A 22262-nucleotide genomic window follows, 5' to 3' on the forward strand; every position below is an offset into this window, starting at 1 on the left:
GTCATTTCGCGGCGGGGGTGCGGGCGACTTGCGGCGCCGACAGGGCGGGCGGCGTTTCGCCCAGCAGGTTGAGCGTGAAATAGTCGCGCAGCTTCTTCCAGAAGAAGGGCTGATAGACCCGGTGGGTGGTATTGGGCAGGACGACCAGATCGACGTCGCGCCCGGCGTCCATCAAGGCTTTGGCGAGGCGGAAGCTTTCCGTCACCGGCACATTGTCGTCGATGTCGCCATGGATCAGCAGCAGCTTGCCCATCAAATTGCCTGCGACCGACATGTTGCTGTTGCGCTCCCATGTGGCTTCGTCCGGGTTGCCCATGGACACTTCGGGCCACCATGTCTTGTCGAGCCGCAGGTCGTGATTGCCGGAGGAGGAGACGCCGACCTTGAAGAAATTCGGTCGCCGCAGCACGAAGCGGGCGGTGTCGTAGCCGCCCGCCGATCCGCCGAACACGCCCACGCGGTTGACGTCCATATAGGGATATTTGGCGGCCATCTGACGGATGAGGGCGATATGGTCGTCAAGCCCCACTTCGCCCAGATTCTGATAGGCGGGCAGGCGGAAGGCCTGTCCCCGGCGGGATGTGCCGGTGCCGTCGATCATCACCACGATCGCGCCGATCTGCGCCACGGCATTGCCCGACACGCGATGCGCATCGTTCCAGGTGGCGGGGACGTCGGTCGTGGTCGGGCCGGTATAGACATTGTCGATGACCGGATAGCTGCGCTTCGGATCGAAATGCGCCGGGCGGAAGATCATGCCGTAGATCGGCGTGTGGCCGTCCGCCGCGACACCCTTGAAGGGTTCGGGCGACGTATAGCCCGCCGCGCGCAGGCGGCTGTCGTCGGCGGTGGCGAGGTCCATGACGATGCGGCCGGTCTGCGCATCGCGCAGGACGGCGCGGGTGGGGCTGGTCGGACTGGACATCTGATCCACGATCCATCTGCCGTCGTCTGACAGGCTTGTGTCATGATCGAGCGGTTCAGGGGTCAGTTCGGTCGGGTCGCCGCCGCTGAGCGATACGCGGTAGAGCGCACGCCAATAGGGATTGCGCGCCTTTTCCCGGCCGACGCCGGTTACGACCAGAGAAGATTTGTCCCCGGCGACATGGTCGACCGACAGCACTTCCCATTCCCCCCGAGTAAGCGGTTTCCCGCCTTCAGGCGCATCAGGGGTGACGAGATAGAGCTGCGCCCAGCCGGACCGTTCGGAGATGGAGAGTTCTCCGCCCAGGTCCGGCGCAGGCAGGATCATGCTGGAAGTAACGGTGACGAGCGGCGTCACCGCTTCATGCGCGACGATGCGCGCGGCGCCGGTGTCGGGATCGGCCTGATAGACGGCCTGCTGCTTGTAGCCGCGTTCGGTCCAGAGGATGCGCGGCTTGCCGCCCACCCAGCCCATGTCGGGCGGCGAAGGGAAAAGAATGGATTCCGATGGGATGGCGAGCGGCACGATCTTCGCCTTGCCCGCCTTCATCGCCTGTTCGATGTCGATGACGAAGCGGGTCGCCTGCGGCAGCTTCTCCGCGCCAGCGAGCGGGTAGACATAGGAGAAGCTGCGCGGATAGAGGCTGCCCGGCGGGTTCTGCTGGGTGATGGAGAGTTTCTTCACGTCGCGCGTGTCGAGCCGCCAGCTGAGCAGATAGCGGCCGTCGGGGGACCATGCGCCCGATACCGGCATGTCCGGTTCCTCGGTGCCTTCGCGCAATATGTCGGCGAGTTGCGGAATGGAGCGGCCATAGGGCTGCTCGCGCGTGCCGTCGCTGGTGAGCGCGACTTCGCGACCGGACTTGGTATCGATCGCGATCAGGTTGAAATTGCGGGCGACGATGCGCAAGCGGCCATCGGGGGAGCGAAGGGAGAGGTCGTCCTTCCTGTCCTCCACGATCCGCTCCGCCTTGCCGGTTGCGGCCAGGGTCCAGCGGCCGTCGAGGGCAGCGAAGCGCAGGGTTTTGGTAGCCGGATCATAATCGACTTCGGCGATTTTTGCGGTGTCGGCATCCACCGGCTTGCCCGTGGCAGCGATCAGAGCAGCGAGCAGTTGTGCGGTTGTTGTCACCTGCGCCTTCACCAGCGTGGCGAGGTCGACATAGGTGTAACTCTGGTTCAGCCGATTGCCTGTGCGGTAGAGCAATCCTTTGCCCCCACCCACGAAGCGCGGTGCGACATCTCCATTGTCGATCAGGTCGCTCAGATTCTGGCCATTGAACTTGTCCGACAGGGCATAGCGTGCGCCGATGTCCGGCGAGGTAGCCGCGACCGGGTGCGCTGGGCGCGCCAGCACGGTTGCCGGAAGACCTGGAGCGCAAACCAAGGCCAGTAGGCTGATGTTTTTCGATACTGGGAAACGGAACATGCCCACGACCGCGCGCCACCTATCATTTCAGGAAAGAGGCCGCAGTCATGACCGCAACGATGCGGGTCGTCAATAAAATTATACGATATATGATCGACCTTCTTCCATCTTTCGCGTGTCGTTAAGACCCGTGAGGATTCACATGTGGTGTGAAAAGAGATTCATCTTCTGGATGGATTGCTATGATTGGACGCGCACCCGACGGGCGCCAATGGAACTGCTCGGCTTGGACAATGCAAACGGGTCGCCCACGTAGTGAAACGGTCGTTCTCGTGTGACCTCGCAGAGCATGTTCGGAGGAGCTGGACATGTAATATTCCATGGTCATGCCATGATCGTGAAGCTTGGCCGACATGGCCAGGATGCAAAAGGGCGCCCAGAGCATCGCAGACGGCGCTATTGGCGGTGTGTTGATTGCAAACACGTCATTGGGTAAAGAGCCGCAGATCCTGGGGCGTGTCGAGATCATTGGCCAGCCCCGGCATGCGCACCACCGCAAGCCTTGCCCTTTGCGCCCGATGGCGGGCGAAACTGTCCGTACCGAAATGGAAATCAAAGCCGGCAGGATCGACCAGCGCCAGGGCATTGGTTCCGCTGCCATGGCGATCGGGCGCGATCGCTCCGCCATCCGCGGCGCTCTTTAGCAGGGCATCGACATCGGCGCTGGTCAGCATGGGCAAATCGGCAAAGATGATGGCGATGCTGGCGGGGGCCAGGGCGTCGCGGGCCGATGCAATTTCCGCGTTCAGCCCCCGGCCCTCATCCCGCATCCATATGGCGTTGCAGTCTGCCAGCGGTGCGGGCGAGAGCAGGACGGTCCGGTCGATCGCGGATAGGGTCGACAGGCAACTGATAACCCGGCGTGCCATCTCGGCCGCGAGCGCCTCGCGCGCGCCAGGTTCGGATAGCGATGTCAGGCGCGACTTGCTCATCGCGCCCATCTTCAGCGGGACGATGGCCGTCCATCCGTTCATTGCGCGAGACGCGTGGCAAAGGAGATAGCCTGGCTGGCCACCCGCGCCTTGTCCTCCCGGTCCTTCATCAGCGTGGCGCAGGCGCTGACGGCGACGCCCGGATCGTCCCTCTGATCCCCCGTATCGATCAGCAAGCCGTCGATCAGCCCGTCATAATGGCGCGCGATGCTCTGGTTGCTGACCGCCAGCCCCAGTTCGGCCATCAGTTTGGCGGTCGGCCCCTTGACCGCCTGCCCGCCGATCAGCGGCGATACGGCGACCACCGGGGCGCGCCGTTCCCGCAAAGCCTTGCGGATGGCCGGGATCGCCAGGATCGGATCGACGCTGAGGAAAGGATTGGACGGTGCGATCAATATCATATTCGCTTCGGCGATCGCCTCCAGAACGCCGGGCGCGGGCGCGGCGTCGACAGCGCCTTCGAAATGGATGGCGCGCACGGATGGCCTGCATTGCCGCTCCACGAAATAGCGCTGGAATTCCAGCCGCCCCTCGTCGCTGTCAATGATGGTCGGTACGGATGCGTCGGACATGGGCAATATGGTGCAGCCGATGCCGAAACGGTCCGCAAGGTCCGCCGTCACCGCAGAAAGCGTCCTGCCTTCCGCCAGAGCCAGCGATCGCAGAACATGAAGCGCCAGATCGCCGTCCCCCAGTTGGAACCAGTCCGGCCCGCCCAGTTCGCGCAGCACCTGCATGAAGGCCCAGCTTTCGCCTTCCCGCCCCCAGCCAAGCGTGCGATTGGCCTTGCCCGACAATGTATAGATCAGCGTGTCGATGTCGGGCGAGACATGTAGACCCAGATGTCGGAAATCATCGCCGGTATTGACGATCGCGGTCACATCCTGCGCAGGCAGGACATCGATCAGGCCATGGACCAGCTTGGCGCCGCCCACACCCCCGGTCAGGACGACGGCGCGCGTCACCGGAACAGGTCCTCCGCTTCGGAGCGCACCAGCGCGGCGGCGGGCGCATCCGGTCCTTCGACATGATAGCCGCGCACCAGTGCGGCGGGCACGCCCTCCGCCCCTTCGCCCATGACCAGGCAGGCGGCGGTTGCGATCATGTCGGCGACGGCAATCTGCGTCACTTCCAGCGCCCGGCCGTCGCGGTCCCGCTCGCCCCGCCGGTCGAGCAGCGCAGGAAGCCCGGCAGCGCCGATCGCCACCGCAACCACGCCCATGCGCCAGGGGCGCCCGAAACTGTCGGATATGACGACCGGCATCCCCAACGCCTGCGCCAGTTCGGCCGCCGATGCGTCAGGATCGACAGGCAGCAGCAAGGCGCGCTCCGTATCACCCTCGCCTATGTTCGATCGGTCGATCCCTGCATTCGCCATGACATGGCCCAGCCGATGCCGGGCGATCAGCACATGGGGGGCGGCGCGCACGATAGCAGTGGATTCCGCCAGCACCAGTTCAACCAGACGAGGATCCTTATATGTCAGTTCCGCCAGTTCCAGCGCCTCGGCCCCCGGCTCGACCGTATCGAGGCGGATCATCCGCCCTTCCGCCTTGGACAGAATTTTCTGCGTCACGACCAATATGTCACCGTCACGCCGTTCCAGCCCGGCCGCCTGGAGCGCATCGGCCAGCAGCAGGTCGAGATGCGCGCCCTCCTGCACTTCGGGGATACCGCCAAGCGTAATTATCTCGATCATGCCCGTGCCGCCATAGCTGTCTCCTGTTCGGGGATGGCATACTTCACCCCGGCATAATGCCAAGAATAAATCAAGCCCGCCGGATCGATCCCGGTTGCGATCGCACATGCTCAGATCGACGGAATGATCGTCTGCTAGCGCCCTGAAAGACGACATCGCCTCTTGTGCATCAGAAGCGGCGTCGACGAGCTTGGTCACATATGGATCCGGCAGGCGAGGTGCAAAGCCGCCTGGCCTATCAACATGCCGTCCGACAAGAGAAAGAGTAGACCGCCGTCCATTTGGGGGAACGGCGGCCTGAAGAGGCTGGGCTTCAACTGGTGATGCGCAATTTCCCAATCTTGTTCCCGGTGAATTCACCGAACCAGATCGCGCCATCCTGACTGTTGTTGATGTCGCATATGCCTGCGGCGGCCGTGGGCACGATGAATTCCTTGTAGGTGCCCGTGAGGGGATCATATTGGCCGATCTTGTTGCCGGCTTCGAAACCGCCCTGCGCGAAATATATCTTGCCATCCGATCCTTGGCGGATCGGTCCGGGGAAGGGCAAGGGATTGCCCAGCGACAATTGCAGCCCAATCTGCGCGCGCAACGCCAATATCGAGAATTCCTGGATCTGGCCGGTATTGACGTCGAGTTTGCCGAATTTTTGTGCGCCGGTTTCCGTGAACCAGATCATCCCGTCACGGTCGGTCGTCACGCCCTGAGGCAGTGCGGCGGGTGTCGGTATGGTATACTCCTTGATCTGGCGTGTGAACACATCGATGGTGGCGATCTTGTTGGCGGCGGCCAGCGAGATGACCATGAGATTGCCGGGGCCGCGCTGGATGATCTGGGTCAGGGCACTGACCGTCGACAGCGGTGTGGGCAGGGTGATGACCTCGACCTGCTTGGTCGTAATGTCGATCCGTCCGATCGCGCCCATGCCCGACATGCTGAACCAGATGCCATTGTCGGGACCGGCGGCCATATCCGTCGCGACGGCTGCGCCGATGTTGAGCGTTCCGCTGACGATCTGTCCGAAGGGAATGGGGTAGCTTTCACTGGTACCCGTCACCGCATCGATGCGGGTGATCCGATTGGCCGTCAGTTCCGGAAACCATATGCCGTCATCGGGACCGATCTCGATACCGCCGGGCAAGGCGCCGGGCTGCGACAAGGGATAGCGGGTGAACTGTCCGCTCGACGGATCATAACGGGTTATCGCATTACCGACCACTTCTTCGATCCAGGCTTTGCCTCGTCGATCAAATTCGATTTCGCAAGGTCCGGAAAGGACATTGGGCAGCGCATAATCGGTGATTTGCGATGATGGTCCGGGAAGTAGCTGGGCAATCGAGGCCTGTTCGCTGACCCCTATGCCCATCATTGTCGTAAATGTTACGAGCAGGGCCTTCAGCTTCCATTTTCTCCCGGTGCGTGATCCCGGTCGGCGGTTGATTACATCAATGTCTTTCATGCTCTTCTCCCTCACTTGTTGTGTTTGAATAAAGATTGGAAAGGGACTGAAAGTTTGCGCGCCCTACTGACCGGCTGGCCGTTCCTCCTTGCGCGCGACATAGGCCGTGAACAGGAGGATGCCGGGTGTGGAAGGGGCTGCCGAAAATGAAACGGTGGCGCCCGGCGCAAAGCCTAACCAGGCTTTTGTCGCATTCGTCGCCTTGTCCTGAATGGTTTGCATGGAATTGCGGAGCGCGGCTGGCTGGTTCGAACCCGCAATCGTGCCCGCGGCAACGCAGTGCGCGTTAGAGCAATATACTGCTGTCCTGACAGCCGATCTGTTGTCGCTATCGTTGAAATAGGCGTCCAAGGCCCTTTCGGCTTGAGGCGACCATGACGGATCGCGTGGTTCAGAAGCCAAATGCTGCCGAAGCGCGGCGGGTGCAGAGAGAGAGGAGGGCAGGGGATTGGATGAACCGCCCGCATTTTCCGGCCCGGCTGACGCGTTGGGCAAATCACCGGGCGCGTCGGCAATGGTGATCGGTTCCTTATCCGTCGATTCTCCCGGTGCGATGACTTTCCAGCCGATCCACATCGCCATTGAGGCGGTCAAAAGCGCAGCGACGATCCACTTGTGCAAGCTCCGCCCGACAATATTCTGTTCGACCCAGTCGTGCATGCGCCCAAACTCCATCGTCCCAAATCCGTATGGCGGACCCGGCCAATCATCGATCATGTTCCCCCGAAAAATCAGCCGGTTCCGGGCCGAACCCAGGAAGGCAATGCGCGTTCACTTTCCAGCGCATAGGCAGGATTGCTGCACTCATCCAGGATATCCAGCCTGTCTTCGCGGGGTTTCCAGCCCAGTTCCTCGCGGGCACGGGGCGAGCGCTGCCGCGAACAGGAGCACATCACGATCCGGCCCATGAAGCGATCCCATATCTCGCAGCCCTCCTCCACGGTTATGCTGCGTGTCCCGACGCCCAAAGTATCGGCAATGGTGCGGGCGATAACGCCGTAAGACACTTCCCCACTGACGGCAAAGTAAAGGGCGCCACCCTGGCCCTTTTCCAGCGCCAATCGGTAAAGCTCGGCCAGATCCTCGACATGGACGTTGGAATAGACGTTGAGGCCACGTCCAATATAGCAAACCGATCCGGTGGCACGGGCGGAATGATAGAAGTCCGATATCAATCGGCAGCCGCCATTGCCCCAGATCATGGGCGGACGGATGACCATGGCTTTGACGCCACGTTCGACCGAACTTCGGACGAGTTGTTCAGCTTCCAGACGTGGCGCGATCTGGCGGCGAGGCTCGAATGGTTCATCTTCGGCAAAACTGCGCTCGTCCCAATCGCCATTTGTCGGTATCGACATGAGACTGGTGCCGCTCGTAAATATCAATGGACGATCCGTATCCGCCAACGCGTCGATCAACGCGGAAGTGACGCGAAGTTCCTCTTCGAGCATGAGTTGGGCAGCCCAGATGACCGCATCATGATCCCCGACCATATCAGAGATGGATCCCGTATCGGAAAGATCTCCTGAAATTATGCCGGCGCCAAGGTCAGAAACGGTTATGGCCGAACTCTCATTGCGCACAAAGCCGTTCACGATATGACCATGTTGCACGAGATGTTTGGCTATATGACTGCCGATGTAACCAGATGCGCCAAAAACAAGAACTTTCATTTTGTTTCTTTCTTAATCGGTCGCGCAACATGAATGCATGAAGATTCATCCCGCGAGGAATGCCTTCGCCAATCGGGTATCAAGGCTGTACTGCTCCGATCATGTCGGAAGATAAGCGCGAATTGACCCGGAAACTTTCGTTCGCATGTGCAAAATGGGCAAATGCCTGCTTGGCTGCCTGACCCTCCATGTCGAATCGTTATCGGTCAACATGATATGTATGCGAACTAAAAATGCAATATATTTCCTTTGGTGAGGCGCTCGTGGTCCCATCTCTCTGCCGGGATGGCTCCATTGGTGAAGACGTAATGCCGGCTATGGATCGCAATGGGGAGCGGTCGGGATGGACCTGGATATGTGCGCACGAGCGCGATGCGCCCGAGCTGACGCAATTGCTGATTTGAGCCGGCCATGAACCGCGCGTCGCGCAGAATGAGGCGTTCGTCCCGATGGCGCCGCTGATCCCATATGCGAATGTGGACGAGCCATCGACCGTCATGTCCTGCCGGAACAACTGTCCGGTGCGGCGCGCCTTTCAACAAGATTATCCGCGACTTCTGACCCGCCTCGTACCTTCGGCAGGCAAGAGACGCAAATCCATCCATCTTTAGGATTGTCAGACGATATTGATCGACTATAAAGTCTGTACGAATCAAGAAGACCATGGAGAGGAGAGCATCATGTCTGTCGCCGCAGGCCAGGGACCGGTGGATAAATGACGCTGGATTATGTGCGGCTGCTGGAGGCTAACAACGCCATCCAGACGATCGGCGACGATACCTATTGGCTGTGCGTGACGCGCACCGTGCAGGAATCCAAGCTGTTTCCGGTTCCCTCCTACATGCTGCTGTCCTATCTCTGCTGCTATTATCGCTACCCGGCCTTGCTGCGGAAGATCGAGTCGAAGATGAAGGCCGAGGAGATTGGCGACCGGGCGAGAGCCATGGGCGGCAAGTTCGGCAACCTGCCCGGCTGGGGCCTGCCCACCTTCTTCCTGCTGGGGCGCGAGATCCTCATCAATATGGGCCTCCAGACCCCGGCCGACGATGCCGAGGATGTCGCCTATGTCATGGACTTCTGGCGCCGCTTCAAACTGGCGCAGCAGCGCGAGGACGGGCATCTCAACGCCCGCGAATATGGCCAGCGCGTCCAGCTTCTGCCCGAACGCCGCATCCAGCGCTTCCATGCCGACCTGCATGCCTGTTCCAACGGCGACCGCTTGCACAAGGCGGCGCAGGCCTTCCTCGCCACCGTCTCGCAATATGGTTTCCTTGTGTCCTGCGAGAGCCGCTGCACGCTCAACAATAGCGGTCCCTACAAGCTGGCGGAAAACCGCGAACTTGTGGTGCGCGACTTCACCGATCTGGCGCAGGGCGACTATCCCTGGCTGGATGGGGTGGCGGACGCCATTCCCTATCCGAACCTGACCGTCACCATGGAGGCGACCGACTGCCACTTCTACCTGATGGACGATTGGGGCAGCTTCGAATCCAAGCCGGAGTTCACGGCGGAAAAGCTGACCGGCATCGGCCTTTACACGTCGGACGTGCTGACCGAAAACCATGTCCCCGTCGGCATGGGATCGGCGGAGGAACTGGCCGGGATGTTTGAAAGCCTGACCGAAACCTTCCGCACCGCGACCGTAGACCTGTGGAAGAACATGGCCAACTGGTCGCGCGATCAGATGATGGACGCTGGCGCTTTAGTCTATTTCAGCCTCATCAAGGATTTCGCTCATGTCGCGGGCGTCTATGACGTCGACGACTGGATGAAGATCGACGAGCGCGCCGATCGTTTCCGGCCGCTGCTGAACGACGAATTCGGCCGCGATTTCCTGGGCGAGCTGGTGGGGCTGGTCGACCTGCCCAGTCAGCAGCTGCACGACTATGCGATGATGATGCATAATGGCAGACCGGCCCGCTACATCTCGCATATCCCCCATTCCGTGCTGAACGGCGACGTGCCGCCCAGCAGCGCGCATGTCGCGCCTGGCGTCACTCATCTGACCGAGAAGGTGGATCGCTATGTCACGAGCGCGGGGGCGCTGATGCTGGCGGACTATAATGCGCGCGCGGCGGCCTTCCTACCGGCGCAGATGCGGCACCCCTATCGTTTCCTGTGCGACAGCAGCGTGCGCGGCGCGCCCGACAATGCCGACGTCGCGGCGCTCTATGCGCTCGAACAGGAACAGTCGCGGCTCCTGAAGGGCAGGGGCGTCGGGCTGACACGCGACCAGATAGAAGCCCTGCGGGAGAAGACGGCATGAGCGGGCCAAAAACCAATGGCGCGGCGCTTGCGGATATCGAGGCGCTGATCGCCGATTTTCAGGCGTCGGGCATGCGCGAACTGCATGTGCGCGCAGGGGATGTCGAAATCTACCTGTCGACCGATGCGTCTGCGCCTGGCCTCGGCGCGCAGGCGGTTGCGGTGCGGGTGGAGCCGATCGTGCCAGCTTCCGCCGCGCCGACTGCGACACCAGAGCTGGCAGCCGTTCCGACCGCCGCACCGTGCGATCTGCCCGACAATGCCGTCATCGTCCGTGCGCCTTACCTCGGCACCTTCTATCGTGCGCCCAAGCCCGGTTCGCCGGTCTATGTCGATGTCGGATCGGTCGTCACCGCCGACACGGAAATGTGTCTGGTCGAAGTGATGAAGCTCTTCACCGCCGTCCGCGCAGGCTTGTCCGGTACAGTCCATGCCATCCTAGCCACCGACGGCGCGATGGTGGAAGCCGACCAGCCGCTCTTCGCTGTCATTCCGGGGTAAGAGCGATGGCCGTCAACCGCCTCTTCATCGCCAATCGCGGCGAAATCGCGCTCCGGATCGTGCGCGCCGCGCAGGGCCTCAACGCCGAAACCGTCGTCGGCATATCCGATGCCGACCGGGGCAGCGCCGCCGCCAAGCTGGCCGATCGGGCGCTCGTTCTCGGCCCAGGTCCGGCCGCGAAATCCTATCTCGACCCGCGCCTTGTCGTCCATGCCGCGAAGGCGGCCGGCTGCGATGCGCTGCATCCGGGCTATGGCTTCCTGTCCGAACGCGCCATCCTGCCGCGTCTTTGCGCCGAACATGGGATCGCCTTCGTCGGTCCCGAACCCGACATGATCGATGCGCTTGGCGACAAGTTGCAGGCCCGCGCGATGGCGAAAGCCGCCGGCGTGCCGCTGGTCCCCGGCAGCGAAGAGATCGCCAGCGCCGCCGACGCTAGGCGTGAAGCCGACCGCATCGGCTACCCCGTGCTGCTTAAAGCGTCGGCCGGCGGTGGCGGGCGCGGCATGGTGATTGCGAACAATGCCGAGGAGGTCGAGGCCGGCTTCCACAAGGCCAGCGCCGAAGCCCTTGCCGCCTTCAACGACGGCCGCCTGTTCATGGAACGCTTCGTGCCGCAAGCCCGCCATGTCGAGGTTCAGTTGATGGGCGACGGCAGCGGCAAGGTCGTGCATTTCGGCGAACGCGATTGCTCGGTCCAGCGCCGTTACCAGAAGCTGGTCGAGGAAGCGCCCTGCACCGCCATGCCCGATCGCGTGCGCAAGCAACTCCACAAAGCCGCAGTCGCGCTCGCTTCCAGCGTCCAATATCGCAACGCCGGTACGGCGGAATTTCTCTACGATGTCGCCCGCGAGGAAGTCTATTTCATAGAGGTCAACGCCCGCATCCAGGTCGAGCATCCGGTCAGCGAAATGATCACCGGCTTCGATCTGGTGCAAGAGCAGATACGCATAGCCGGCGGGTCGCCGCTGTCGGCGACGCAGGACAAAGTCCGCGTCACCGGCCACGCCATCGAATGTCGCATCAATGCGGAGGATGTGGGCAGGGGCTTCATCCCCGTCCCCGGCCGCATCACCGGCTGGCATGTGCCGCAAGGGGATGGCATTCGCCTCGACAGCCATATGTCGGAGGGGGCGATAATCCCGCCCTTCTACGACAGCATGATCGGCAAGCTGATCGTCCATGGCAGCGACCGCGCCGACGCGGTGGCGAAGCTGACCGACGCGCTCGACCAGTTCCGGGTGGAGGGCGTACCGACCACCATCGGCCTGCACCGCGCGATCGTGCGCCATCCCGACTTTATCGAAAACCGCATCCACACACGCTGGCTGGAGCAGGTGCTGCTCGCCGACGGCGCGCCACAGGAGTAACTGGCATGGCCCATATCACTTTCCTCGACGAAACGATGCGCGACGGGCAGCAGAGCCTGTGGGGCATGCGGATGCAGGCCGGCATGGCGCTGCCGGTGACGCCTATCATCGACCGGACCGGCTATAATATCATCAGCCTCGCCGGATCGTCGCTGTTCGAGGTGCTGACCCGCCATTGCCAGGAAGATCCCTGGGCGGGCCTCGACCTGCTGATCGGGTCCATGCCCAACACGCCGCTGCGGGCGGGGTGCCGCTCCAACGGATCGGTGACGTTCGGCTTCACGCCGGATGTGCTGATGGACCTCTGGGTCGATCGCCTCTGCGCCCACGGCATCCGCAGTTTCTGGCTCTACGACGTCCTCTTCAACATCGACAAGATGCACCGACTGGCGAAGATCGCCAAGGGCCATGGCTGTCAGGTGGCCGGGACGATGCTCTTCACCCTCTCGCCGGTGCATGACGACGCCTATTATGCGGACAAGGCGGACAAGCTTTCGGCGTTGCCCGAAGTCGACAGCCTGCTGCTCTACGACACGGGCGGGGTTCTGGACCGCGACCGTATTTCGACGCTCGTGCCGGCCATCGTGGCGAAATCGCGCGGCAAGCCGATCGAGATGCACGCCAACAATATGCTCGGCCAGTCTGCCAAGACCTATATGGACGCGATCGAGTTCGGCGTGACCGTGCTGCACACCGCCGTTCGCCCGATGGCCAATGGTCCGTCCATCCCCTCGATCGAGATCATGACGAAGAATGTCGAGATGATGGGCCATACCCACAATATCGACACCAGCAAATTGCCGCCCGTCGCCGATCATTTCGAGCGGGTGGGCAAGGCGGCCGGTTTCCTGGTCAACCAGTTCTTCGAATATGACGTAACCGCGCTCAAGCATCAGATTCCGGGCGGGATGATGGGCACGCTGCGCGCGCAACTGGTGCAGCAGAACATGCTCGACAAGCTGCCTGCCGTGCTGGCGGAAGTCGCGCTGGTCCGGCGCGAACTCGGCTATCCCGGCATGGCGACGCCCTTCGCCCAACTGGTCGGCACGCTCGCAGTGCTGAACATCGTCACCGGCAAGCGCTATTCGGTCGTTCCTGACGAGGTGATCCAATATGCGGCGGGCTATTATGGCGATCCGGTCGCGCCGATCGACGCTCATGTCATGGATCAGATCATGGCGAAGCCGCGCGCGAAGGAAATCCTCGCCAATCCGCCCGAACAGCCGGACCTTGCCGAACTGCGCCGCCGTCATGGCACCGGGGAGGATGATGACGAACTGATCCTGCGCGCGCTGGTCCCGGCATCGGACATCGAGAAGATGCGCAAGGCGGGGCCAGTGGCGCGGGATTATCCGACGCTTTCTTCGCCCGAACTGGCGCAGGTGCAGAAGCTGGTGAAGATGGCCAATGCGCCGCTGGTTCAGATCAGGTCCAGCGCGCTCGACCTTACGCTGCGGCGGTAATTTTCATGTCACCCTCACCCTTCCGGCGCTTCGCGCCTCCCTTCCCTCTCCCGGCGGGAGAGGGAAGGGGCCCGCCCGGCGCAGCCGGGTGGGAAGGGTGAGGGCGAATAGCGCCAAGGAAAACCACCTCATGCGAATGATCGACTATTTCGATCGCGGCCTGCGCATCGCCCATGATCGCCCCTGCATGATCGAGGGCGACACGCGGAAAAGCTATGCCGAGGTCGCGACCCGCGTGAACGCCATCGCGGCGCTGCTGATCGCGGACGGCTTCGCGCCCGGCGCCCATGCTGCCGTGCTGAGCGGCAACGCAATGGTCGCGTTCGAGGCGGTGCTGGGCATCCTGCGCGCAGACGGCGTCTGGGCGATGGCCAACAACCGCGCCAGCACGGGCGAGAACGCCTATCTGTTCGACCTGCTCGATATCGACACGCTGTTCATCCATTCCGACGTGGCGGACCGGATCGCGACCTTCCGCAACGAATGCCCCAATATCCGCCGCTATATCGCGCTGGATCGTCCCTTCGCGGAGGCGGATTTCTACCTTGAAGACCGGATCGACCCTGACGCCCCGCCAGTTCCGCAACGCCGCACCGGCGGCGCGCAGGAACTGGGCTTCCTCGCCAATACCGGCGGCACGACGGGGCGATCCAAGGGCGTGATGCTGACCAACGGCAACTGGCAGGCGCTCGTGTCCAGCCTGGTCGCGTCCATGCCGATGACCACACCGCCGGTGAACATGGTGGCTGCGCCCATGACCCATGCGGCCGGCCCGCTCGCGCTTGCCAGCATGGCGCTGGGCGGCACGGTCGTCATCCTGCCCAAATTCGAACCCGGCCCGGTGATCGAGGCGATCGAGCAGCATCGCGTCACCTATATGTTCCTGCCGCCCACGGCGATCTACATGCTGCTCTCGCACCCCGGCGTGGCGCAGGCCGATTTTTCCAGCCTGCAATATATCAGCTATGCCGGCGCGCCCATGTCGCTCGATCGCCTCAAGGAAGCGATCAATGTGTTCGGCCCGGTCATGAACGCCAGCTTCGGCCAGACCGAAGCGCCCATGTGCGTCACCGCAATGCCGCCGCACGAACATCTGAACGCGGCCGGCGATCTCGCCCATCCGGGCAGTTGCGGCCGGCCGAACCTGCTCTCCATCGTCGAGATCATGGATAATGACGGCCATATCCTGCCGCCGGGCGAGCGGGGCGAAATCGTCGTGCGCGGGCCGCTGGTGATGGCGGGTTATTATAAAAATCCGCAGGCGACCGCCGAAGTCTCCACCTATGGCTGGCACCATACCGGCGACATCGGCCTGCGCGACGCGGATGGCTGGTTCTATGTGGTGGATCGCAAGAAGGACATGATCATTTCCGGCGGCTTCAACGTCTATCCGGCGGAGGTGGAAAAGGCGCTGCTCGCCCACGACGCGGTGCAGGATTGCGCGGTCGTCGGCATTCCTGATGAGAAATGGGGGGAGGCGGTGATCGCTTTCGTCGAACCCCGCCCCGGCCAAGAGCCGCAGGAAGCGGCGCTGATCGCCTTCGCCCGCGAAGCGCTCGGCGCGGTCAAGACGCCCAAGCGGATCGAGATCGTCGGCCAGTTGCCACGCACCAACGCCGGCAAGGTTTCCCGCGCGGAACTGCGCAAACCCTATTGGGAAGAGGCGGGGAGGAAAATCTGATGCGCGACGTCCATATCATCGGCGTCGGCATGACGCCCTTCGGCCGTCATATTGATCGCACCCATACGGACTTGGCCCAACAGGCCGTCAGCGAGGCGCTGGCCGACGCCCACGCGAAGTCCAGCGATCTTGGCATGGCGATCTACAGCAACGTCATTCAGGGCTTCTTCGCTGGCGAAATGTCGATCCCCGGCGAATATGCACTGCGTCCGCTCGGCATACAGGGCGTCCGCGTGCTGCATGTGGAGGCTGCCTGCGCCAGCGCGACGATCGGCCTGCATGTCGCGGCCGACTATATCCGCGCGGGCCTGACCGATGTGGCGCTGATCGTGGGCGTGGAAAAGCTCTACAGCGCCGATCGCGAAAAGCGCTTCGCCGTGTTCCAGCAACCGCTCGATGCGGCGGAGGCCCAGCGTTATATCGACGCGACGCAGGGCATGCTGGCTCCCGCACCCGAAGGGCTGGACGGTCCCGGTCCCAATATCATGATGGACGCCTATGCCGCGCAGGCCCGGCTCTACATGGCGACCTATGGCGCGACCCAGCGGCAGATTGCGGCCGTCTCCGCCAAGAACCACATCCATTCGCATTTCAACCCGCTCTCCCAATATCGCAACGCCATGAGCATCGAGGAAGTGCTCGCCGCGCCCAATGTCAGCTGGCCGCTGACGGTGCCAATGTGCGCCCCGATCAGCGACGGTGCGGCGGCGGCGATATTGTGCGCCGGCGCCCTGCTCGGCCGCTTCCCGCAGGCGCGGCCGGTGCGCGTGCTGGCGACGGAATCGCAGAGCGGCAGCGACCGGGCGCCAGACGATTATGCCCGTCACGTCACCCGCATCGTGTCGGCCCGCGCCTATGAAAAGGCCGGCGTCGGCCCGCAGGACGTGCATGTCGCCGAAGTCCATGACGCAAGCTCCTCCGGCGAAATCGTGCAGGTGGAGGCGCTTGGCCTCTGCGCGCCGGGGCAGGCGGGGCATGATGCGGAGGCTGGCGTCACGGCGCTGGGCGGGCGCATCCCGACCAATGTGTCGGGCGGTCTGGTGTCGAAAGGTCATCCGCTGGGCGCGACGGGACTCGGGCAGATCCACGAACTGGTCACGCAGTTGCGCGGTGCCGCCGGAAAGCGCCAAGTGGAGGGCGCGCGTATTGGGCTGGCGGAGAATAGCGGCGGCTTTTACGGGGTGGAGGATGGGCTGAGCGCGGTGACGATCCTCGCGGCGCCATAACCAACATGGAGGACTACCCTACGTCGAAAGCCTCATCCGGCAGCGTATCGACCATCGCGCGCGTCTGCGCGAAAAGTGCTGCGACCGCCGCTTCCGCCTCTTCGACATTCCCCGCATTCACCGTCTGCGCGATCAGTCGATAGCCGTCCGTATGCGAATCCTGCTGCGCGCGGGTCTGGTAGGGGCGGATCTGCGCGCGGAACAGGTCCGCCCGGCGCAACGGCGTCACCCGCGGCAATTCCTGATTGCCCGCCACTTCGAACAGGCAGTCGTAAAAAGCCTGCCGCGCGGCGATATAGCTGCGATGATCACCATCCTCGCCATGGCGTCGGGCCGCTTCCAGTGCGGCGTCCATCAGGCCGCGATTGGCATGGCCTGACGCAGCGCCCAGCCGGGCGGCCAGCCGCACCAGCTGCTCCAGTACCTCCAGCAGATCGCGCACCTCGCGCCGGCTGAGCCGGTTGATATGCGCGCCGCGATAGCGATGGATCGCAACAATGCCGTCACCCGACAGGTGGCGCAGCGCTTCACGCAGCGAAGATCGGCTGATCCCCAGCCGCAGCGTCAGTTCCGCCTCGACCAGATGCTGTCCCGGAACGAACTGGCCGGTGCGGATGCCTGATCGGATGGCGTCCGCGACCTTTTCGGTGGTGCCGATCGTGGTGGGCGCGTTCATGCCTGCACCGGTTCCGTCTCGAACAGCGTGCGGAATCCGGGCAACTGGTCGTGCGCCGTCATGTCGAGCTGCATCGGGGTGATCGACACGGCATTGTCGCGCGCCGCAGCCAGATCATTCCCCTCGGCGGCGCCGCCATCCGGAAAGGCGATCTTGATCCAGTAATAGGGTACATGCCGCTCGTCGATGCGCCCCATCGGCTTGAAGGAGCCAGGCGGCCGCATCCCTTGCGTCGTCACCCGCACGCCGCTCACCTCGTCCAGCGGGCAATGCGGAAAATTCACGTTGACGAAGCTGCCCTGCTTCCATTCCAGATCGAGCAGCCTGGGCAATATCTGCGCGGTATAATGACGCGCCGTGTCCCAATGGACGGGCGTCTGGTACGTCCAGATCTGGCTGAGCGCGATCGACGGAATGCCCAGCATCGCCCCTTCGATCGCTGCCGACGCCGTGCCGGAATAAGTGATATCCTCCGCCAGGTTCGGCCCACGATTGATGCCCGACAGCAGCAGGTCGGGTTTGCGGTCGCCCAGCAGTTCATAGACGCCCAGCAGCGCGCAGTCGGTCGGCGTGCCCTTGACCGCGAAATGTCGCTCGTCGCGTTGCTTGACCCGGATCGGGTAGGACAGGGACAGGCTATGGCCTGCGCCCGACCGTTCCTCGTCCGGCGCAACGACCCACACATCGTCGGTAAACTGACGCACCACCTCTTCCAGTAGCAGGATGCCGGGCGCGTCTATGCCGTCGTCATTGACGATCAATACGCGCGGGTTGGGCTTGGCGGTCACGCATTCTCTCCCGGATCATGGTCTTTGGCCGACACGCTAGATGAGTCGGAGTTTGTCGTCAATATCGTCCGACGATTTCATCTGTCAGATACTTGACAGCACGGCCGCGACCCGGCACATCGATGGGGAGAGCGCAGACTCACAAGACAGGAGAGATGCATGGGGTTGCCCATCGACAATGCGCACAAGGGGCGCCCGCCGGCTTCGCCGCTGGTGGAGGCGACGCTGAGCCTTGTGCAGGAAAGGTTGCACGACCGCTTCGCGCAATCGGGACAGGATTGGGACGCTTTTCGCGCAAGCAGCACGGCCCTGACCAAAGCGGATATGGTCGAAGTCGAACGGCGGCTGCTCGCCACCGGCCATCGCTTCGACTGGTCGGCCGGGATTTCCGTCGCGGAACGACCGGATATCTACAAGTCGCGCGGTGACGGCGATCAGGTGGATGAAAGCTTCTCTCACCCCGACGCGCCGCAGGGCGAACCCGACGCATCGGGCCGCGCGCTAGCCGGCGTGGGCGACAATGTCGTGCGCCACGATGCCGACATCACCGGCATCGCCCGCTTCATCCGCACCAATGAGCGGGTGCTGGACTATCTGACCAACGGCGTTCCGCCCGGCATCATCGCGGTGATCGACGATAGCGGCGGCACGCTGACCGCGCCGATTATCGAACAATTCAGCGGGGTCATCTGCGCGGGCGGCACGGTCCGCTCGCATCTCGGCATCCTGACCCGCGAATATAATATTCCCTGCCTTATGAACGCGAAGATCGCCGGCATCGCCGATGGCGACACGGTCACGATCGAAGCGACAGCGGCCGCCAAGACCACCGAGGATTATCAGCAGGGGGTGGAGCGCGTCGGCCGCGTCTGGCGCCTCGCCAAAGAGGAGGCAACGGCATGATTGATGACCGCGATCTCGTCTTCCACGGCGTCGCCATCAAGCGCCATGCCGGTGCCGCCGCCATCGCTGCGCTGGTCGGCCTGCCCGAACCGCGCGTGTCGACGCTCCTTGCCGACGCGGTCGCGACCGGCCGGGTGGTGGATACGGGTGAAGCCTTCATCCTCGCGCCGCTGACCCGCGTGGCGCTGGAGGCACGCTATGGCCTGCACTTCACGCCGCTGCGGCAGGACAAGGCGTTCGAAGCCGCCTATCTCGCCTTCGAACGGGTGAACAAGACCTTGAAACAGGTCATCACCGATTGGCAGACGATCAGCATCGGCGGCAACAAGGTCGCCAACGACCATAGCGACCGCGCCCATGACGAAGCGGTGATCGACCGTTTGGGCGACGTGCATGAACAGGTAGAGCCGATATTGAAGCAACTCGCCGCCCGCTGGCCGCGCTTGCAATTCTACGCCGGCAAGCTGCTCGCCGCGCTCGAAGCCGCCGAGGATGGCGACCATGCGTGGGTCAGCGACATCCGCCGCGACAGCTATCACACCATCTGGTTCGAACTGCACGAGGATCTGCTCCGCATCATGGGCCGGGTCCGGGAGGAATAATCTGATGTCATCCAACTGGACCGTCCTGCTGGACGGCACGAGCCTGCCCGACCGCAGCCTGATCGGCGGCAAGGCATGGTCGATCGCGCGGATGCGGGGCATGGACCTGCCGGTGCCGCCGGCCTTCGTCATCACGACGCAGGCCTGCAACGCCTATCTGGCGCAGGGGGATTTCCCCGAAGGGCTGGAGGCGGAGATAGAGGCGGGCCTGCAATGGCTGGATGCCGCCACCGGCCGCAGCTTTGGCGGCATGGACAGGCCGCTCCTCCTCTCGGTCCGCTCCGGCGCGGCCATTTCCATGCCCGGCATGATGGACACGGTGCTGAATCTCGGCATAGATGATGCGGCGGAGGCTGCGCTCGCCGCCGAGTCCGGCCTGCCGGATTTCGCCCGCGACACGCATCGCCGCTTCCTCGAACTTTATGCCTCGATCGTACTGAAAAACCCGGTCGAACTAGACCATGAGGCCATGCCGGCCGACTGGCGCGGACAGGTCGACGTGCCCGCTACGCCGCGAGAATGCCTGACCGGTGCGGTTCGCGCCGTGTTCGATAGCTGGAACACGCGCCGCGCGAAGAAATATCGCGAGCACAACAATATCCCGCACGACATGGGCACCGCCGTCACCATTCAGGCGATGGTGTTCGGCAATCTTGACGAGCGCAGCGGCACCGGCGTGCTGTTCAGCCGCAACCCGCTGACCGGCGAGGCTTTGCCCTATGGCGAATATCTGCCCCGCGCGCAGGGCGAGGATGTCGTGTCCGGCAAGTTCACTCCGCTCGCCCTCGACGCCATGCATGATTGCGAACCGGCCGCCCATGCCACGCTGCTGGACGCCTCCGCCCGGCTGGAGCGCGAGCATCGCGACATGCAGGATATCGAATTTACCGTGCAGAGCGGCACGCTCTATCTGCTTCAGGCCCGATCGGCCAAGCGCGCGCCCGACGCGGCGGTGCGGGCAGCGGTGGAGATGGTCGGCGAAGGGCTGATCGATATCGATCAGGCGCTTGCCCGCGTCAGTCCCGAACAGGTGCGCGCGCTGCTGCTGCCGCGCCTTGGCGGCGAGGTGCAGGATGCCGCTGTCGTCGCGCAGGGGGAGGGGGCCTGCCCCGGCGTCGCCTGCGGCACGGTCGTCACCGATCCCGATGAGGCGGAACGGCGCGCCGCCGCTGGCGAGGCGGTGATCCTGGTCCGCGCCACCACCAGCCCCGACGATATCCATGGCATGATCGCGGCGAAGGCGGTGGTGACGGAGCAGGGTGGTTCCACCTCCCATGCCGCCGTCGTCAGCCGCGCGCTCGGCCGCCCCTGCGTGGTCGGTGTCGGCGACGGCAACGGGCCGCAGCTCGGCGCCCTCGTCACCGTCGACGGTGAGACGGGCCGCGTCTATGCGGGCGAATTGCCGGTGGAAATGCCCGACGAGGCGAAGGATGCCCGGCTCACCCAACTCATCGAATGGGCGCGGGACCGCAGCCCGGTGCGCGTCCTGCGCCCGGCTGATGCAGCCGGCCTAGACGGCGTGGTCGATATCGACGCGCTCTGGTCGGGCGGCGAGCCTGATGAACTGCCTGCCCTGCTCCACGGCGCGGCGGCGGCGCGCGGCGCGACCCTCGCCAATCCCGACACTGCCCGCCTCGCGCGCGCACAGGGGGTGCGGACCATCGTGACCGAGCCGGTGCTGCCCGCGCTGCTCGCCCTGCTGGGGGAAGCCGCATGAACGACATCGTCACCGACACGCGTGCCTTGCTGCGCCTCTTCCGCCAGTCCGGCTATGGCGATATTCACCTGCGCACGGACGATTATGAGCTGTTCGTCGCCAGGCCTGGCGGTGGCGCCAACCCGCTCCGTGCGCCGATCGATCGAGCCGCTGCGGTGCCGGAGTCTGCTCCCCCGATCGAGGCGACCGGGGCCGAACAGGTGATCGCCGCGCCCCATATCGCGTCCTTCGTTTTCGCTCTGGCGGTCGGGAGCACGGTGGCCGCCGGCGATGCCGTCGCGCGGATCGAACTGCTGGGCGAGCCGATCGACCTGTTTGCAGAGCAGCCCGGCATGATCACGGAAGTCCTCGTCCAGCCCGGCGCCCTGATCGAATATGCCGTCCCGTTGGTCCGCTTGCTGGCAGCCTGATCCTGCCGGTCCGGCTGTCGTTTGCGGGGGAGGCGACCGGCGTTTCGTAGGATGTCCGCTAACGACCAGAAATGGACGGTTAGACGCGTTGCCATATCGCTCGAAAGCGGCCATTCCACACCCGTCACCCCAGCGAAGGCTGGGGTCTCAGGCGGTCATAGAATAAGATGCATTATATCCAGCCAATCGGGATTGCTCTCCTCAATCAGTCGGATTTTCCAGTCTCGCTTCCATGCCTTGAGCGCCTTTTCGCGAGCAATGGCCAATGTGATGTCATCATGCATTTCCACCAGAACGAGGCGCGTCAGGCCATATTTCCTACAAAAGGCCGAGCCAGTCCCGCTGCGATGCTGCTCGATACGCGCCGCAAGCTCAGCAGTATCCCCGATATAGAGCACGCCTCTCGGCTTGTTGGTCATAATGTAAGTGCAACCGCCTCGCGCCATACCCAACTGTCGCGCACCACGCCCTGAGATGCCAGCCTTCGCTGGCATGACGCTTAATTTATATCGCCTGCCATATAGTCACGCGAGATAATCCGCCA

General features: G+C 63.5%; 20 protein-coding genes. 10 read left to right on the plus strand and 10 right to left on the minus strand.

The genetic code is table 11. The features are described 5' to 3' along the window. Window position 1 precedes the first annotated feature (1 nt). From DM806_RS01655 to DM806_RS01685, 7 genes are all read right to left on the minus strand, one after another. Window positions 2-2281 carry a S9 family peptidase gene (locus tag DM806_RS01655; RefSeq protein WP_218647287.1) on the minus strand — a complete coding sequence of 760 codons (2280 nt, stop codon included), beginning with the start codon at window positions 2279-2281 and terminating at the stop codon, window positions 2-4. Between the two features lie 497 nt (window positions 2282-2778). Next, the gene (cofC, locus tag DM806_RS01660; protein WP_179041527.1) at window positions 2779-3327 is read right to left on the minus strand and encodes a 2-phospho-L-lactate guanylyltransferase; all 549 of its coding nucleotides are present in this window, start codon (window positions 3325-3327) and stop codon (window positions 2779-2781) included. Continuing rightward, complete coding sequence (gene cofD, locus DM806_RS01665) at window positions 3324-4250, minus strand: 2-phospho-L-lactate transferase (protein WP_179041528.1); 927 nt, start codon at window positions 4248-4250, stop codon at window positions 3324-3326. Before cofD ends, cofC begins: the two co-directional genes overlap by 4 nt. Further along, on the minus strand, window positions 4247-4984 hold the full coding sequence (gene cofE / locus DM806_RS01670) for a coenzyme F420-0:L-glutamate ligase (protein ID WP_179041529.1): 738 nt from the start codon (window positions 4982-4984) through the stop codon (window positions 4247-4249). The genes cofD and cofE overlap by 4 nt, the downstream gene beginning before the upstream one ends. A gap of 313 nt (window positions 4985-5297) precedes the next feature. Then, window positions 5298-6443, minus strand: coding sequence for a Vgb family protein (locus DM806_RS01675; protein ID WP_179041530.1), 1146 nt, complete (start codon window positions 6441-6443; stop codon window positions 5298-5300). A gap of 63 nt (window positions 6444-6506) precedes the next feature. Continuing rightward, window positions 6507-7103, minus strand: coding sequence for a hypothetical protein (locus tag DM806_RS01680; protein ID WP_179041531.1), 597 nt, complete (start codon window positions 7101-7103; stop codon window positions 6507-6509). A 71-nt stretch (window positions 7104-7174) separates the two neighbouring features. Beyond that, entirely contained in the window at window positions 7175-8116 is a 942-nt protein-coding gene (locus DM806_RS01685) for an NAD-dependent epimerase/dehydratase family protein (protein WP_179041532.1), read from the minus strand. Window positions 8117-8831: 715 nt separating this feature from the next. On the opposite strand from DM806_RS01685, the gene DM806_RS01690 reads away from it, so the two are divergent. The 6 genes from DM806_RS01690 to DM806_RS01715 all read left to right on the plus strand — a co-directional run bounded on the left by DM806_RS01690 (window position 8832) and on the right by DM806_RS01715 (window position 16622). Next, on the plus strand, window positions 8832-10382 hold the full coding sequence (locus tag DM806_RS01690; protein WP_179041533.1) for a hypothetical protein: 1551 nt from the start codon (window positions 8832-8834) through the stop codon (window positions 10380-10382). Then, on the plus strand, window positions 10379-10882 hold the full coding sequence (locus DM806_RS01695) for an acetyl-CoA carboxylase biotin carboxyl carrier protein (protein ID WP_179041534.1): 504 nt from the start codon (window positions 10379-10381) through the stop codon (window positions 10880-10882). Before DM806_RS01690 ends, DM806_RS01695 begins: the two co-directional genes overlap by 4 nt. Window positions 10883-10887: 5 nt before the next feature. After that, the gene (locus DM806_RS01700) at window positions 10888-12252 is read left to right on the plus strand and encodes an acetyl-CoA carboxylase biotin carboxylase subunit (protein ID WP_179041535.1); all 1365 of its coding nucleotides are present in this window, start codon (window positions 10888-10890) and stop codon (window positions 12250-12252) included. 5 nt (window positions 12253-12257) lie between these two features. Then, window positions 12258-13715, plus strand: a complete 1458-nt coding sequence (locus DM806_RS01705; RefSeq protein WP_179041536.1) for a pyruvate carboxylase — start codon at window positions 12258-12260, stop codon at window positions 13713-13715. 130 nt (window positions 13716-13845) lie between these two features. Beyond that, the gene (locus DM806_RS01710; RefSeq protein WP_179041537.1) at window positions 13846-15396 is read left to right on the plus strand and encodes a class I adenylate-forming enzyme family protein; all 1551 of its coding nucleotides are present in this window, start codon (window positions 13846-13848) and stop codon (window positions 15394-15396) included. Then, window positions 15396-16622, plus strand: coding sequence for a thiolase family protein (locus tag DM806_RS01715; RefSeq protein WP_179041538.1), 1227 nt, complete (start codon window positions 15396-15398; stop codon window positions 16620-16622). Before DM806_RS01710 ends, DM806_RS01715 begins: the two co-directional genes overlap by 1 nt. A gap of 13 nt (window positions 16623-16635) precedes the next feature. Here DM806_RS01715 and DM806_RS01720 read toward each other — a convergent pair whose 3' ends face one another. Both DM806_RS01720 and surE read right to left on the minus strand, forming a co-directional pair. After that, window positions 16636-17298, minus strand: a complete 663-nt coding sequence (locus DM806_RS01720; RefSeq protein ID WP_179041539.1) for a GntR family transcriptional regulator — start codon at window positions 17296-17298, stop codon at window positions 16636-16638. Then, a complete protein-coding gene (gene surE / locus DM806_RS01725) occupies window positions 17295-18086 on the minus strand; it encodes a 5'/3'-nucleotidase SurE (protein ID WP_179041540.1) in 792 nt (263 codons plus the stop codon). Before surE ends, DM806_RS01720 begins: the two co-directional genes overlap by 4 nt. Window positions 18087-18245: 159 nt before the next feature. Between surE and DM806_RS01730 the strand changes: the two genes are divergently transcribed. Genes DM806_RS01730 through DM806_RS01745 form a run of 4 tightly spaced genes read left to right on the plus strand, consistent with a single transcriptional unit; the run spans window position 18246 to window position 21718 of the window. After that, the gene (locus DM806_RS01730) at window positions 18246-18989 is read left to right on the plus strand and encodes a PEP-utilizing enzyme (protein ID WP_179041541.1); all 744 of its coding nucleotides are present in this window, start codon (window positions 18246-18248) and stop codon (window positions 18987-18989) included. Beyond that, the gene (locus tag DM806_RS01735; RefSeq protein ID WP_179041542.1) at window positions 18986-19591 is read left to right on the plus strand and encodes a hypothetical protein; all 606 of its coding nucleotides are present in this window, start codon (window positions 18986-18988) and stop codon (window positions 19589-19591) included. The genes DM806_RS01730 and DM806_RS01735 overlap by 4 nt, the downstream gene beginning before the upstream one ends. A 4-nt stretch (window positions 19592-19595) precedes the next feature. Further along, the gene (locus DM806_RS01740) at window positions 19596-21308 is read left to right on the plus strand and encodes a pyruvate, phosphate dikinase (RefSeq protein ID WP_179041543.1); all 1713 of its coding nucleotides are present in this window, start codon (window positions 19596-19598) and stop codon (window positions 21306-21308) included. Continuing rightward, window positions 21305-21718 carry an acetyl-CoA carboxylase biotin carboxyl carrier protein gene (locus DM806_RS01745; protein ID WP_179041544.1) on the plus strand — a complete coding sequence of 138 codons (414 nt, stop codon included), beginning with the start codon at window positions 21305-21307 and terminating at the stop codon, window positions 21716-21718. The genes DM806_RS01740 and DM806_RS01745 overlap by 4 nt, the downstream gene beginning before the upstream one ends. A gap of 155 nt (window positions 21719-21873) precedes the next feature. On the opposite strand, the gene DM806_RS01750 is transcribed toward DM806_RS01745, so the two are convergent. Further along, window positions 21874-22164 carry a GIY-YIG nuclease family protein gene (locus tag DM806_RS01750; protein ID WP_179041560.1) on the minus strand — a complete coding sequence of 97 codons (291 nt, stop codon included), beginning with the start codon at window positions 22162-22164 and terminating at the stop codon, window positions 21874-21876. Between the last annotated feature and the right edge of the window lie 98 nt (window positions 22165-22262).

It is taken from the genome of Sphingobium lactosutens, from assembly GCF_013393185.1.
Taxonomy (GTDB): Bacteria; Pseudomonadota; Alphaproteobacteria; order Sphingomonadales; family Sphingomonadaceae; genus Sphingobium; species Sphingobium lactosutens_A.

What these genes read in the sequence shown, in the direction of transcription:
- cofC (WP_179041527.1), bottom strand. Translation starts at nt 3,327, where the DNA reads ATGAACGGATGGACGGCCATCGTCCCGCTGAAGATGGGCGCGATGAGC.
- cofE (WP_179041529.1), bottom strand. Translation starts at nt 4,984, where the DNA reads ATGATCGAGATAATTACGCTTGGCGGTATCCCCGAAGTGCAGGAGGGC.
- DM806_RS01675 (WP_179041530.1), bottom strand. Translation starts at nt 6,443, where the DNA reads ATGAAAGACATTGATGTAATCAACCGCCGACCGGGATCACGCACCGGG.
- DM806_RS01680 (WP_179041531.1), bottom strand. Translation starts at nt 7,103, where the DNA reads ATGCACGACTGGGTCGAACAGAATATTGTCGGGCGGAGCTTGCACAAG.
- DM806_RS01685 (WP_179041532.1), bottom strand. Translation starts at nt 8,116, where the DNA reads ATGAAAGTTCTTGTTTTTGGCGCATCTGGTTACATCGGCAGTCATATA.
- DM806_RS01690 (WP_179041533.1), top strand. Translation starts at nt 8,832, where the DNA reads ATGACGCTGGATTATGTGCGGCTGCTGGAGGCTAACAACGCCATCCAG.
- DM806_RS01695 (WP_179041534.1), top strand. Translation starts at nt 10,379, where the DNA reads ATGAGCGGGCCAAAAACCAATGGCGCGGCGCTTGCGGATATCGAGGCG.
- DM806_RS01700 (WP_179041535.1), top strand. Translation starts at nt 10,888, where the DNA reads ATGGCCGTCAACCGCCTCTTCATCGCCAATCGCGGCGAAATCGCGCTC.
- DM806_RS01705 (WP_179041536.1), top strand. Translation starts at nt 12,258, where the DNA reads ATGGCCCATATCACTTTCCTCGACGAAACGATGCGCGACGGGCAGCAG.
- DM806_RS01710 (WP_179041537.1), top strand. Translation starts at nt 13,846, where the DNA reads ATGCGAATGATCGACTATTTCGATCGCGGCCTGCGCATCGCCCATGAT.
- DM806_RS01715 (WP_179041538.1), top strand. Translation starts at nt 15,396, where the DNA reads ATGCGCGACGTCCATATCATCGGCGTCGGCATGACGCCCTTCGGCCGT.
- DM806_RS01720 (WP_179041539.1), bottom strand. Translation starts at nt 17,298, where the DNA reads ATGAACGCGCCCACCACGATCGGCACCACCGAAAAGGTCGCGGACGCC.
- DM806_RS01730 (WP_179041541.1), top strand. Translation starts at nt 18,246, where the DNA reads ATGGGGTTGCCCATCGACAATGCGCACAAGGGGCGCCCGCCGGCTTCG.
- DM806_RS01735 (WP_179041542.1), top strand. Translation starts at nt 18,986, where the DNA reads ATGATTGATGACCGCGATCTCGTCTTCCACGGCGTCGCCATCAAGCGC.
- DM806_RS01740 (WP_179041543.1), top strand. Translation starts at nt 19,596, where the DNA reads ATGTCATCCAACTGGACCGTCCTGCTGGACGGCACGAGCCTGCCCGAC.
- DM806_RS01745 (WP_179041544.1), top strand. Translation starts at nt 21,305, where the DNA reads ATGAACGACATCGTCACCGACACGCGTGCCTTGCTGCGCCTCTTCCGC.
- DM806_RS01750 (WP_179041560.1), bottom strand. Translation starts at nt 22,164, where the DNA reads ATGGCGCGAGGCGGTTGCACTTACATTATGACCAACAAGCCGAGAGGC.